The organism is Micromonospora sp. SL4-19, from assembly GCF_047921475.1.
Classification (GTDB): Bacteria; Actinomycetota; Actinomycetes; order Mycobacteriales; family Micromonosporaceae; genus Micromonospora.
This window is the reverse complement of the sequence record NZ_JBLROB010000001.1, coordinates 555926-568133: the sequence shown is the minus strand read 5'-3', so window position 1 is coordinate 568133 and position 12208 is coordinate 555926. Positions and strand designations below refer to the sequence as shown.

The window sequence follows — 12208 nt, the reverse complement described above, 5'->3', positions numbered from 1 at the left end:
GAACGGCGGGTCAGCCGCGTACCACCACCGCGAATCGACTGCCCTCGGGCGCGCCCACGGCCCGTTGCGCCTGCTCGGGCCGGAGCGCCAGGTAGAGCGCGGAGGAACCGTCGGCCGCTCCGGCGCCCACCACGTCGAGCACCAGCGCCCGCGGGGCGAGCAGTGTCGCCTCCCCGGCCGCCCCACCCGCCGGGATGACCAGCAGGTCCACCCGGGCGCCCGGGCGGAGCACCGCGAGGGCGGCCGGCTCAGCCAGCCGGACCGGTACGCCGACCGACCCGCTGGGCAGCGGCAGCGCACCGCTCGGGTCGCCGTCGCCCTGGGGCGGGGGACTCGCCGTCGGGGCGGGGCCGGCAGGGGCCGAACCGGGCGGGCATCCCGTGGGAGCCTGCAGGACGGCGGCGGCCAAACCGAGCAGCATCGCGACCAGCACCACCCGGAGCAGCGTCCCGCCCCGGGGCACGCCGCGCCAGCGCGCCGGCCGCAGTGATCCTTCGCCCGCCACCACCCACGCCCTCCTGCCCGCACGACCCGATGGACGCCGGCAGCCTAGAAACGTGGAGCCCCCCGGCGCCGACCGCGAAGGGCGCCCTGTGGATAACCCACCCGCCTGTGGACAACCCCCACACCCCGCCCCCTTCTGCTAGCCGCGCCCACCCCCCAACCGGGCCGGCGGCCTGATACACGGAAAGAGTGGCCATCCATGCCGGATTGGCCACTCTTCCGGGGAATCTGCGCGGATCTTGCGCGGTGCGTGGTGCGGGAGGTTGTCAGGAGGTGGTGGAGGTGCTGGCGGCCGGGGTCTTGGTCGGCGAGGTGGACGAGCCGTTGGTCGACCCGGTCGACCCGGACGACGAGCTCGACGAGCCGGAGGACGACTCGGACTTCGCCGGCTTGCTCGTGGTGCTCGCTGCCGCCTCGGACCCGGACGAGCGCGAGTCGGTGCGGTAGAAGCCGGAGCCCTTGAACACGATGCCGACCGAGTTGAAGAGCTTGCGCAGCCGTCCCTCACACGCGGGGCACTCGGTCAGCGGCTCGTCGGCGAACGACTGGACCGCCTCGAGCTGGTGGCCGCACGCGGTGCAGGCGTACTGGTACGTGGGCACGTTCTCCTCCGGATCTGGCACGGCCGGTTGGCACTCGACGGATTCGAGTGCCAATGGTGCGTCATGGAACCCGGGTTCGTCCAGCGGAAGTGTGCCGTCAGACAACCGGTTCCCGAGCCAGCGTACGCAGGCCGCCGGCGGGGGTGATCACGGCGCGCACCGGCCGGTCGTGCGGCTGAGCGGGCACCACCTCGACCAGCTCCCCGTCGTGCAGCAGGGCCACCGTCAGCGCCGCCGAGGGCACCCTGGCCAGCGCCCGGTCGTACGAGCCGCCGCCCCGGCCCAGCCGCCGCCCCCGGTGGTCCACGGCCAGGGCCGGGACGATCACCACCTCGGCCGTGGCCACGGCGAAACGCCCCAGCCGGGGTCCGGTCGGCTCCCGCAGCCCCCGCCCGGCCGCTCGCAGCGACGCCGCGTCGGTGTAGGCGGCCCAGTCCAGGTCCAGGTCGTCGGCGAGCACCGGCAGCAGCAGCTCCGCCTCGGGCGCGAGCGCCGCGCGCAGCACCGCCGGCAGGTCGCTCCCGCCCGGTTCCGAGCCGACCGGCACGTACCCGGTCATCCGGGCCGGGCGGAGCCGGCGTACCAGGGAGACCAGCTCGGCCTGGACCCGCGCCGCCGCCTCCGCCCGCGCGCCAGCGGGCAGCGACCGACGGCGGGCGAGCAGCGTGACCCGCAGGTCGTGCTTCGCCTCATGTGCGACATCCGCTCCATCAGAAAATTCCGGCACGCAACACTCCTGACGCAACGCTTGCCTCTCCGTCGCTCTGTGTCAGCATCGCAACAACGGCGCGGAACTTCCGGGGGGAAGCTTGACGCTACGCGGGCGGTTGACGGTGGCCTTCCTCGCGGTGGTGCTCGGTCCCGTCCTGCTCGGTGCCTACTTCGTCGGTTCCATGATGACGGCCGCCGACCGTGGCCGGTCCACCGAGCGGCTGGGCCTGGCCGCGGCCGGGGTGCGTACCTCGGTGGACGCCCTGTGCCAGCAGCTGCGCGCGGCGGCCGACGCGGTCGCGCTGGTCACCGACCCCGCCGCCCGGCCCCGCGCGGCCGACCAGGTGGTGGGTCGCGGCCTGGCCGCCGCCGTGCTGATCACCGACGCCGCCGGCCGGACCAGCTACGTCACCCCGCGCGGCCCGGACGGACCCTGGCAGGACTGCGCCGGCGATACGCCGGTCGCTGGCCCGGTCCGCGCGCTCGCCGCCCGGGTCCAGCTCCGCGACGCCGCCGGCACCGACCTGGGCACGGTCGTCGCCGCGCAGCCCGTCGACCCGGCCTTCGTCGCGCGGCTTGCCGCGGTGACCGGCGTCGCGGTCACCCTCCTGAGCGACGCCGCCGGCACCGGCCCGGTCACGCACACCACCGAGACCCGGGAGGTACGCGAAGCGGTGCTGGGCGCCGCCCGCACGGTCGACGGGGACCGGGTCACCGAGACCGCCGACGGTCGGTACGTCCGCCGGCTCGGCCCGTCCCCGGGGCAGCCGCTGCCGCTGGTCCTCTCGGTCCCGGGCGAGCGCCCACCGGGCCTGTACGCCACCCTGGTGGGCGCGGTGCTGCTCGCCGCGGCGCTGGCGGTGCTGGCCGCCTGGCGGCTGGCCCGGGTGACCACCCGGCCCCTGGTGGAGCTGGCCGGCGCGGTGGACCGGGTGGCGCACGGCGACCTGTCCGTCCGGGTGCCGATCCGCAGCCAGGACGAGATCGGCCGGCTGGCCAGCGCGTTCAACCGGATGACCGCGGAGACCGGCAGCTACGTGGCCGCCCTGACCAGCAGCCGTGACCAGTTGCGCGGCCACCTGGCGGTGCTCGGCGACACCCTGGCCAGCACCCACGACCTGCAACGGATCCTGCGGGTGATCCTGCACAGCGCGCTCGCCGCGACCGGCGCGCGGGCCGGCGCGGTGCTGTTGCTCGACGGCGACGGCGTGCTCGTCGGCCGGTGCGTCGAAGGGCTGGACGGGCGCTGGCCCACCGAGGACCGGTCCGACCCGGCGACGCTGCGGGTGCCGGCCGGCACCGGGGTGGTCGGCACGGTGGTCGCCACCGGGGAGCCGCTGCGCGGCCGATGGGAGCCGGCGGACACCCCGACCGGGGAACCGACCTGCGAGACGTACGTCGCGGTGCCGTTCGCCGCGCCCGGGGCGGCGGAGCTGGGCGGGCGCCTCGGCCCGGACCGGCCGGGCCACCCGCCGGCCGACCTCGACAACTCCAGCTCGGCGCGTCTAGCGCCGCGCCGCGACCTGGAGCCGTCGCCCGACAACTCCGCGCTCGGTGTGCTGGCCCTCTACGACCGGCTCGGCGCGGACGAGTTCGACGACGACGACCTGGCCACTCTGCGAACCTTCGCCGGGCACGCGGCGGTGGCGGTGGAGAACGTCCGGGTGCACGAGGAGGCGCAGCGGCTGTCCCTGACCGATCCGCTGACCGGGCTGTGGAACTACCGCTACCTGCGCGAGTCGATCCGGCGGGAGGTGGAGCGGGCGAACCGGTTCGGTCGGATGCTCAGCGTCCTCGCTCTCGACCTGGACCGGTTCAAGGACGTCAACGACACCTGGGGGCACGCCGCCGGGGACGCCGTGCTCGTCGAGTTCGCCCGCCGGGTGCGCGGCGAGATCCGTGAGGTGGACCTGGCGTTCCGGCAGGGCGGCGAGGAGTTCATGGTGCTGTTGCCGGAGACCGACGCCCGGGGCGCGGCCATCGTCGCGGAGCGGCTCGGCGCGGTGGTCCGGGACCACCCGGTGCCGGTGGAGGGGCACACGGGCGGACCGGTCCGGCTGAAGGTCACCGTATCCATCGGCGTCGCCGTCTATCCCGACCACGCCGCCACCGGCCAGCAGGTGCTCGACGCCGCCGACGACGCCCTCTACGCCGCCAAGGCCGCCGGCCGGGACGGCTACCGCCTGGCCCGGGCGCCCGACTCGGCACCGGCCCAGGAGGTCCCGGTGGCGGCCGCCGCGGTCAGCCCGCCCGACGGACTGCCCCGGGCCGGCGTCGCGGACCCCGCGGGACCGGGTCAGGGCGGCGCGTCTTCCGGTCCTCAGCCGCCGCGACAGAGCCGTGGCCGATAGTCTCGCGACATGTCGGAGCACTCAGCGAACCCCTCAGCGACCGCCGCGACCGGTCGTTCCCGCGCGGTCAAGGCTGTCATCCCGGCCGCCGGCCTGGCCACCCGGTTCCTGCCGGCCACCAAGGCGGTCCCGAAGGAGCTGCTGCCGGTCGTCGACCGGCCGGTGCTGCAGTACATCGTCGAGGAGGCCGCCCAGGCCGGCCTCACCGACGTGCTGCTGATCACCGGGCGCGGCAAGACCTCGATGGTGGACCACTTCGACCGCCGACCCGACCTGGAGGCCCGGCTCGAGAACAAGCCCGAGATGCTGGAGGCGGTGCGCCGCCCGAGCGAGCTGGCCGAGATTTACACCTGCCGGCAGCCCGAGCAGCTCGGCCTCGGTCACGCCATCGGGTACGCCGAGTCGCACGTCGGCGACCAGCCCTTCGCGGTGCTGCTCGGCGACGAGTTCGTCAAGATGGACGAACCGCTGCTGCCGGCCATGCTGGAACTGCAGGCCCGCACCGGCGGCGTCGTGCTGGCGTTCTTCGAGGTCGACCCGGCCGACACGAAGCGGTACGGCATCGCCTCCGTCGAGCCGGCGGAGCCGGAGTTCAACGACATCGCCGACATCGTCAAGGTCACCGGCATGGTGGAGAAGCCGAAGCCGGAGGACGCCCCGAGCAACCTCGCTGTCCTCGGCCGGTACGTGCTCCCGGGGCGGATCTTCGACGCGATCCGGCGGACCGAGCCTGGCAGCGGCGGGGAGATCCAGCTGACCGACGCGATGGAGCTGCTGCGTACCGAGGGGGTGCCGGTGCACGCCATCGTCTACCGGGGCACCCGCTATGACACCGGGATGCCGCTCGGCTATCTCCAGACGGTCGTCCAGATCGCCGCCGAGCGGGAGGACCTGGGCGCCGAGTTCCGCAAGTGGCTGGCCGAGTTCGTCAACCGGGGCGACGAGACGGTCACCTCGGCGATCCTGGACGGGGTGCGCAACGCGTCGGGCGGTTCCAATACATGACCGCGACGGCCGACGCCGAGGCGGCCGCGAACGAGTTGACGCCGCTCGCTGACTACCTGGGCAGCGTGCTGCGCAGGTTACGCGCGCTGCCTCCGCTCGACCTCGACCTCACCCAGGCCTACGGCAACGTTCTCGCCGAGGACGTCGTCGCGCCGCACTCGTACCCCGCCTTCGACCAGGCGGCGGTGGACGGGTACGCCGCACGCTGGGAGGACATCTCGGGAGGGAGCCGGGGGCCGGGATACGTGCCGGCCCCCTCCGGCACGCCCGGCGGCCGCAGCATCCGACTGAACGTGGTCGGCGACCTGGGCGCGGCGAGCTGGCGGCCGGTGCGGCTCACCCCCGGCTCCTGCTTCTCCGTGGCGGCCGGGGCGCCGCTGCCCATCGCCGCCGACGTGGTGGTCCCGGTGGAGTGGACCGACCAGGGCATGGCCGCGGTGGAGATCTTTCAGGCCCCCAAGCGGGGGTACGGTGTCCGGCGCGCCGGTGAGGAGCTGCCCGCCGGCACCCTGCTCGCCCGCGCCGGCGCGTACGTCTCGCCCGCCCTGGTCGCCGTCTTCGCCGCCACCGGCATCGGGCACGTGGTGGTTCGGCCCAGTCCGCGGGTGGTCATCGTGGCCACCGGCGACGAGCTGGTCGACGTCGGCCGGGGCAGCCAGCCCGGCCAGGTGGTGGACACCAACTCGCACGCGCTGACCGCCGCGGCGGCCGAGGCGGGGGCGCTCGCGTACCGGGTGGGGATCTGCGACGACGACCCGGAGGCGCTGCGCGGGCTGCTGGAGGACCAGACGCTGCGCGCCGACCTGATCATCACCACCGGCGGCACCGGCACCGGACCCGGTGACATGGTCCGGCGGATCCTGTCCCGCCGGGAGGGCGGCCGGGCCGGGCCGGTGACCTTCACCGAGGTCGCCCTCTATCCCGGAACGGCGCTCGGATTCGGTACCGTCGGCGCCGAGGAGGTGCCGGTGGTGTGTCTACCCGGTGAGCCCGGCGCGGCGCTGATCGGCTTCGAGGTGCTGGCCCGCCCGGCGATCGCACTGCTGGCCGGTGCCGAGCCGGTGTTCCGGCCGAGCGTCCGGGCGCACCTGCTGGAGACGGTGTCGTCCCCGGGCGGGCTGCGCGAGTTCCGCCCCGCGCACGTGGCCGAGCGGCGCGGCGGCGGATACACCGTCCAGCCGCTGGCCGGCGGGCCGTTCACCCTCTCCGGTCTGGCCGAGGCGAACGGACTGCTGGTCCTCGGCGAGCGGGTCACCACCGCCGCCGCCGGCTCCACGGTGGACGTCCTGCTGCTGGACCGGCGTCGGTGAACGCGGGGAGCGAGCCGGCGAGCCCCACCACCGCGTGCGGAAGGCAGGCTCGGTGAGTTGGTTCCGACGGCCACCCGGCTGGCCGGCGGTGCTGGTGGACGGTCCGGTGGTGCTGCGGCCGTACCGGCGCTCCGACGCGGCCGCCTGGTCGGAGATCCGGCGCGCCAACCGCGCCTGGCTGTCCCCTTGGGAGTCCCACCTGCCGGGGACCTGGGACGAGATGAACTCGCCGACCGCGTTCCGCTTCGTCCACGCCGACCAGCGCCGCTCGGCGCGGACCGGGGACGGAATGCCGTTCGCCGTCTGCCTGCGGGAGGGCGGGCAGGAACGGCTGGTCGGGCATCTCAACGTCGGCAGCATCGTCCGCCGGGCGTTCTGCTCCGGGTACGTCGGCTACTGGGTGGACTCCCGGGTGGCGGGTCACGGCGTGATCCCCACCGCGGTCGCGTTGGCCGTGGACCACGCGTTCGGCCCGGGTGGGCTGCACCGGATCGAGGTCAACATCCGGCCGGAGAATCAGCCGTCGCGGCGGGTGGTGGAGAAGCTGGGCTTCCGCGAGGAGGCGTACCACGTCCGCTACATGCACATCGACGGTACCTGGCGGGACCACATCGGATACGCGATGACCAGCGAGGAAGTGGCCGCCGAGGGCGGGCTGCTGGCCCGCTGGCACCGCGTACGTGACGGCCGCGGGTGAAGCGTCCCACCCGCCGCGCCCGGCGCGGCGTGCGGTCAACCCGGTCGGCGGCCCGTAACCTCAAGTAACTGCAAGCTGTGGCAAGCGCTGTGGCCCGCATGATCTGCGCCGTAACCGACGGATGACGGAACAAGTTGCGGCGGGGCGGCGCTGGCCCGAATTCGGTGACGGGAGGGGTGAGGGTGCCGACCTCGGTGCTCCTCGCCGTCCTCGCCGCCGCCGGCCTGCTCGCCCTCGCGCCGGCGTTGGTTCGTCGGTACGACGCCACCGAGCGGCTGGTGGCGGAGCGGGCGCAGTCGACGGCGCGGGTGCTCCAGCGCCGCCGTCGGCGGCGTACCGTGCCCGGGCGGCGGCCAATCCACCCACCCCGCTCCCTTGTCGTCACGTTCAGTGAAGATGCCGATACGAAGGGCCTGGCTCGGCCGACCTCCGCGCCGCCCGCCGCCCGCCGGTCCGGTCGGCTCCGGTCCGTGCCGCCCGCCCCGGCCAGGTCCCGCCGGCGGCACCCGCCGCAGCGCCGCCACCACACCCCGGCGATCTACCGCCGGCGCCGGGTGCTGGCCGCGCTGCTGCTGCTCAACTTCGTCGAGCTGATCGGCGTGGTGCTGGTCGGCCCCGGGTTCTGGATCAGCGTCTCGGTGACCGGCACCCTGCTCGTGGCGTACGTCATACACCTGCGGCAACGGGCCCTGGCCGAGCGCCGGCGGCGCCGCGCGGAGGCCCGCGAGGCGGCCTGGCTGGCCGCCCGCCAGGCCGAGGTGCGCCGCGAGCAGGCCCGGCGCGCCGCGGCCCGGCGGGAGGCGCAGCGGCGGCTGGCCGCCCAGCGCGAGGCGGTCCGCCGTACGGCGATGGGGCTGGACCGGCCGGCGAACCTGCCGGCCGCGGCCAGCGGCGGTTCGGTGTCCTACCGTCGGGCGGGCGGCCTGCGCGGTCGCGCCTACGAGGCTGGCCGCGGTTCGCACAGCGCCTGAATGCCGCTGAAAAAATCTTGGACCCACGTTGTCGAATCCGGTGAGTGTCGTTCGACGGGTTGGTGAGGGCCGGCGCAGGGCCGGCCGCGACTGACGCACCGGGGAGCCCATCATGGCCAAGATCGTGTCGAACTTCTTCATCTCGCTGGACGGTGTCGTGGAGCGGCCCGACCAGTGGCACTTCCCCTACTTCGACGAGGACATGGGTGCCGCCGTCGGGCGCGGGGTGGAGGCGGCGACGGCCTTCCTGATGGGCCGTAACCAGTACCAGGAGTGGGCGGAGTACTGGCCGAACCACAGCGGGGGCGAGGACGGCGACTTCGCGTCGTTCATCAACTCGGTGCCGAAGTACGTGCTGTCCAACACGCTCACCGAGGCGACCTGGCAGAACACGACGCTGCTCTCCGGCGGGTCGGAGCAGGTCGCGGCGCGGCTGCGGGAGATCAAGGAGCAGGCCGACGGGGAGATTGCCATGTCGGGCAGCGCCACCACGGTCCGGTGGCTGCTGGCCAACGGGCTGCTGGACGAGCTGCGGCTGCTGGTCCACCCGATCGCCGTCGGGCGCGGTCAGCGGCTGTTCGAGGACACCGCCACCTACCCGTTGCACCTGACGAGCCACGAGACTTTCAAGAGCGGCGTCCTGAACCTCACCTACGCCCCCGAGCGCGGGCGCCCCTAACGGCCCTTTGGTGATCTTGGTAGGTTTGCGCCCCTCTGGGGGCGTTTTCCTATCAAGATCTCCTCATCCGGTGGGGTGGTTCGCGCCGAGGTCCCGTGACCTGTTAGCCTTGTCGCCGGCCCGCCCGGTGCAAGCCGGGTGGGACCGACGCTGGTACGCCAGCGGAGGGGCTGTGGCGCAGACCGGTAGCGCACCTCGTTCGCATCGAGGGGGTCAGGGGTTCAAATCCCCTCAGCTCCACCCAGTTCAAAGGCCGTCTCCGCCAGTCGGAGACGGCCTTGTTCGTCCTTACCCTTCGTCGGGCAGGGCCGGCGTCACGTCGAGTTCGACCAGTTGCCCGATGAAGCCCAGCCGCGCCACCCCAGTGCGGACCACCGGGCACGAGGAGTCGTTCGCGGTCGGTCATGCAACCTTTCTCGCTCACAGCCGGTACTACCTCGTGACCGACTGGAGAAGGGCGGGCACGTGATCACACCGGAGGGCTTCGACGACTTCGTCGTGAGTCGCTCACCGCGGCTGCTGCGCACCGCGTACCTGCTGACCCGCGACTGGGCGTCGGCCGAGGACCTGCTGCAGACCGCGCTGGCGCGGGCCTGGGAGGCGTGGCGGCGCATCGACGGCGACCCGGAGCCGTACGTGCGGCGGATCATCGTCAACGCGTACGCCTCGTCGTGGCGGCGCCGGTGGCGGGGCGAGCTACCCACGGCCGACCTTCCCGAGGTGGCCGTCGAGGCTGACCCGCACATCGGCCTCGACGACCGGGACCGGCTGTGGCGGGCGTTGGGTCGGCTGCCCCGCCGGCAGCGCGCCGTGCTCGTGCTGCGCTATTTCGAGGATCTCTCTGAGGCCGAGATCGCCGACGTCCTCGGCTGTTCGATCGGCACTGTCAAGAGCCAGGCCAGCCGGGCCGTGGCCAAGCTCCGCCTCGACGAGACGCTGGCGCCGGAAGGGATGCTGCGATGAATCTGACCGATCTCAAGCAGGTGCTCGACGAGCGTTCCGACGGCTCGGCGGAGCACGTCATGCACCACGCGCGGTTGCAGGGCGTACGCACCAGGGTGGTCGCGCGGCGGCGCCGCCGGATCGCGACCTGGGCCACCTGCGCGGTGGTGGCCCTGGCCGGCATCGCCGCGGCCGCCGTCGTGCCCGGGCTCCGCGCGGACGTCACGCCCACCCCGGCCGACACCCCGTCGCCGGTACGCACCATCGAAGGGTTCCCGGAGTACGCCAACGGCGCGCGTGTCGTGGCCGCGAAGTCCGCCGCGCTGCCGGAGCGCCGCATCGAGCTGACCATCGTGCCGAGCACTCTCGATCTCGTCTTCTTCTCCCGCTGCGACGGCAGCGGAGCGACGATCCAACTTCAGAAGAAGCTGAGCGTCAACGGCCATGATCTCCTGTCGGGTAGCTGCCATGGCACCAGCCGACCGGCGGGCTGGGACGGGCTGGACGTCGCGGTCGGCCGGCCCGCCACCTTCGTCATGACGATCACCGGTGCCCAGCGGTTCGACGAGACGGGCGACGCCCAGGTGTCGATCCCGGACACCGGCAGCTTCGGGCTCGCGATCGGTGAGCGGATCCCGTTCGAGCAGTACCCGCTGCCACCCCGGCCGTCCGGAACCCTCGGCCCGCTGGACCAGGGCCTCCCGGCCGGCTGCACCGAGGCGCTGTGCCCGGGCACCCTGATCATCCGATCGGATCCGGCCGACCCGGCGCGCCCCGTGCGACGGACCCTGCCGTGGAAGACGCTCGACTCGATCGACATGGTCGCCCAGACGCCCGGACTGCTCCACTTCCGGGTCAACGGGGTGGAGGTCACGACCGGCGAGTGGTGGGACTACGCGATGGGCGGCTACGGCATGTACGGCGACAAGGACGGCGGCTGGAAGCGCGAGTTCGGCCTCGACCTGCGCCCGGGCGACCCAGCGACCATCGAGATCGTGCCCGAGCACCTCACCGGGGCCTGGCAGGTCGTCTTGTCCTCAGACGGAGCGCGCGAGGGCAAGTGACCCTCAGCTCCACTCCGGTCGAAAGGCCGTTCTCGGTGACGGGGACGGCCTTTCGACGTCGAACCGTAGCGACCCGGACGCACGGGCCGGGTTCAGCTGGTGAAGTCGTCCCTCGCGTCCCGAGCGTCCTCCTGGACGTGCTCGCCGGGCTGCTTGCCCCGGATCTCATCCCGTCGCGCCACCCGTTCCGCTTCCGACCGCTCGTCCCGGGTCATGTCGCCCATTCGCGCCCGGGCCGCGCCAGCCACCCGCTCGACCCTGTCCTTCGCCCGCTCGGTGTAGCTCATGTCGGCTCCCTGTTGTTGTGGCGAACCGGGGGGCCGTCGACCCCCTCCTGCCCTGCGTCCCCGCTCGCGCGTGGGCGGAAACCCCGATCAGCTCCCGATCTGGGCACCGCGTACAGCGGCCCCGAGACGTCGGGATGGTGGTCCACGCCGCCCAGACGGCTACCGGGGGCGGCGGGCGATCGCGTAAAGGTCGCGGGCGGGGCCGGTGAGCTGCCGGCCGACCGGCCAGGCGACGCGTAGCTGGCGGTGCAGCGCTAGACCAGTGACGGGTACGGCGGTCAGGGTGCCGGCCGCGAGTTCGGTGCTGACCGCCAGTGAGCTGAGGACAGCGGGGCCACTACCTGCCGCGACAGCGTGCTTGATGGCCGTGGTCGAGGACAGTTGGAGCAGCGGGGCGGCGAGTGCGTCGATGTCGTGCGCACGCAGGGCGCTCTCCAGGGCGCGGCGGGTGCCCGAGCCCGCCTCGCGGGACACCAGTGGCGTGGCGGCGAGCTCAGCGGGGGCGATGCCGCGTCGGCGGCGCGCCCACGGGTGGGCGGGGGCGACGACGACGGTGAGCCGGTCTGCGGCGACGGCGTCCGCGTCCAGGCCGGGCGGCAGGTCGGGGCCCTCTACGAAGCCGAGGTCAGCGTTGCCGGCGAGGAGCCGGGCGGCGACCTCCGCGGAGTTGGCGGCCTGCAGGGTGACGATCAGGTCGGGCTGCCGGGCGCGCAGCGCCACGAGCCAGGCCGGCAGCAGATATTCAGCGATGGTCTGGCTGGCGGCGACGGCGAGCCGGCTCTCGTGCGAGATGCGCAGCGCCTGGACGGCGGCGGCAAGAGAGTCGGCGGCGTCCACCACGCCCCGGGCCCAGTCGGCGATCAACGCCCCGGTGGGGGTGAGCACGGAGCCGCGCGGGGTGCGCTGCAGCAGGGTGAGGCCGAGTCGGCGTTCCAGGTGCCGGAGCCGGGCGCTGGCCGCCGGCTGGGAGATGCGGTGTTCGGCCGCGGCCTGCCCGATGCTGCCGAGGCGGGCGACGGACAGCAGCAGGTCGAAGCTGGTCAGGTCGGTCACCTGCGGCGGCAGAGGCATAAGGGCAGGTTATG

General features: G+C 73.8%; 13 protein-coding genes and 1 tRNA gene. 9 read left to right on the top strand and 5 right to left on the bottom strand.

What is annotated here, in order from left to right:
* Positions 1 to 10 precede the first annotated feature (10 nt).
* From ACNAVT_RS02535 to ACNAVT_RS02525, 3 genes are all read right to left on the bottom strand, one after another.
* On the bottom strand, positions 11 to 508 hold the full coding sequence (locus ACNAVT_RS02535) for a flagellar biosynthesis protein FlgA (protein WP_416292388.1): 498 nt from the start codon (positions 506 to 508) through the stop codon (positions 11 to 13).
* Positions 509 to 770: 262 nt separating this feature from the next.
* On the bottom strand, positions 771 to 1127 hold the full coding sequence (locus tag ACNAVT_RS02530; protein ID WP_416292387.1) for an FmdB family zinc ribbon protein: 357 nt from the start codon (positions 1125 to 1127) through the stop codon (positions 771 to 773).
* A gap of 76 nt (positions 1128 to 1203) precedes the next feature.
* On the bottom strand, positions 1204 to 1833 hold the full coding sequence (locus tag ACNAVT_RS02525; RefSeq protein ID WP_416292386.1) for a 5-formyltetrahydrofolate cyclo-ligase: 630 nt from the start codon (positions 1831 to 1833) through the stop codon (positions 1204 to 1206).
* An 82-nt stretch (positions 1834 to 1915) separates the two neighbouring features.
* Between ACNAVT_RS02525 and ACNAVT_RS02520 the strand changes: the two genes are divergently transcribed.
* The 9 genes from ACNAVT_RS02520 to ACNAVT_RS02480 all read left to right on the top strand — a co-directional run bounded on the left by ACNAVT_RS02520 (position 1916) and on the right by ACNAVT_RS02480 (position 10836).
* Complete coding sequence (locus ACNAVT_RS02520; protein WP_416292385.1) at positions 1916 to 4168, top strand: diguanylate cyclase; 2253 nt, start codon at positions 1916 to 1918, stop codon at positions 4166 to 4168.
* Between the two features lie 9 nt (positions 4169 to 4177).
* Positions 4178 to 5173 (top strand): UTP--glucose-1-phosphate uridylyltransferase, encoded by a 996-nt coding sequence (locus ACNAVT_RS02515; RefSeq protein ID WP_416292383.1) that lies wholly within the window; start codon positions 4178 to 4180, stop codon positions 5171 to 5173.
* Positions 5170 to 6483 (top strand): gephyrin-like molybdotransferase Glp, encoded by a 1314-nt coding sequence (gene glp, locus ACNAVT_RS02510; protein WP_416292381.1) that lies wholly within the window; start codon positions 5170 to 5172, stop codon positions 6481 to 6483. Before ACNAVT_RS02515 ends, glp begins: the two co-directional genes overlap by 4 nt.
* Positions 6484 to 6571: 88 nt before the next feature.
* On the top strand, positions 6572 to 7180 hold the full coding sequence (locus ACNAVT_RS02505; protein ID WP_416292844.1) for a GNAT family N-acetyltransferase: 609 nt from the start codon (positions 6572 to 6574) through the stop codon (positions 7178 to 7180).
* A 176-nt stretch (positions 7181 to 7356) separates the two neighbouring features.
* Positions 7357 to 8151 (top strand): hypothetical protein, encoded by a 795-nt coding sequence (locus ACNAVT_RS02500; protein WP_416292379.1) that lies wholly within the window; start codon positions 7357 to 7359, stop codon positions 8149 to 8151.
* 112 nt (positions 8152 to 8263) lie between these two features.
* Entirely contained in the window at positions 8264 to 8830 is a 567-nt protein-coding gene (locus ACNAVT_RS02495; RefSeq protein WP_416292377.1) for a dihydrofolate reductase family protein, read from the top strand.
* Between the two features lie 166 nt (positions 8831 to 8996).
* Positions 8997 to 9070 (top strand) — tRNA-Ala (locus tag ACNAVT_RS02490).
* Between the two features lie 225 nt (positions 9071 to 9295).
* Positions 9296 to 9793: a SigE family RNA polymerase sigma factor gene (locus tag ACNAVT_RS02485; RefSeq protein WP_416292375.1), complete on the top strand. Its 498-nt coding sequence runs from the start codon at positions 9296 to 9298 to the stop codon at positions 9791 to 9793.
* The gene (locus tag ACNAVT_RS02480; RefSeq protein ID WP_416292373.1) at positions 9790 to 10836 is read left to right on the top strand and encodes a hypothetical protein; all 1047 of its coding nucleotides are present in this window, start codon (positions 9790 to 9792) and stop codon (positions 10834 to 10836) included. The genes ACNAVT_RS02485 and ACNAVT_RS02480 overlap by 4 nt, the downstream gene beginning before the upstream one ends.
* Positions 10837 to 10928: 92 nt before the next feature.
* Here the strand turns inward: ACNAVT_RS02480 and ACNAVT_RS02475 are convergent, their stop codons facing one another.
* Both ACNAVT_RS02475 and ACNAVT_RS02470 read right to left on the bottom strand, forming a co-directional pair.
* Positions 10929 to 11123: a general stress protein CsbD gene (locus ACNAVT_RS02475; RefSeq protein ID WP_416292372.1), complete on the bottom strand. Its 195-nt coding sequence runs from the start codon at positions 11121 to 11123 to the stop codon at positions 10929 to 10931.
* Positions 11124 to 11282: 159 nt separating this feature from the next.
* Positions 11283 to 12194 carry a LysR family transcriptional regulator gene (locus ACNAVT_RS02470; RefSeq protein ID WP_416292371.1) on the bottom strand — a complete coding sequence of 304 codons (912 nt, stop codon included), beginning with the start codon at positions 12192 to 12194 and terminating at the stop codon, positions 11283 to 11285.
* Between the last annotated feature and the right edge of the window lie 14 nt (positions 12195 to 12208).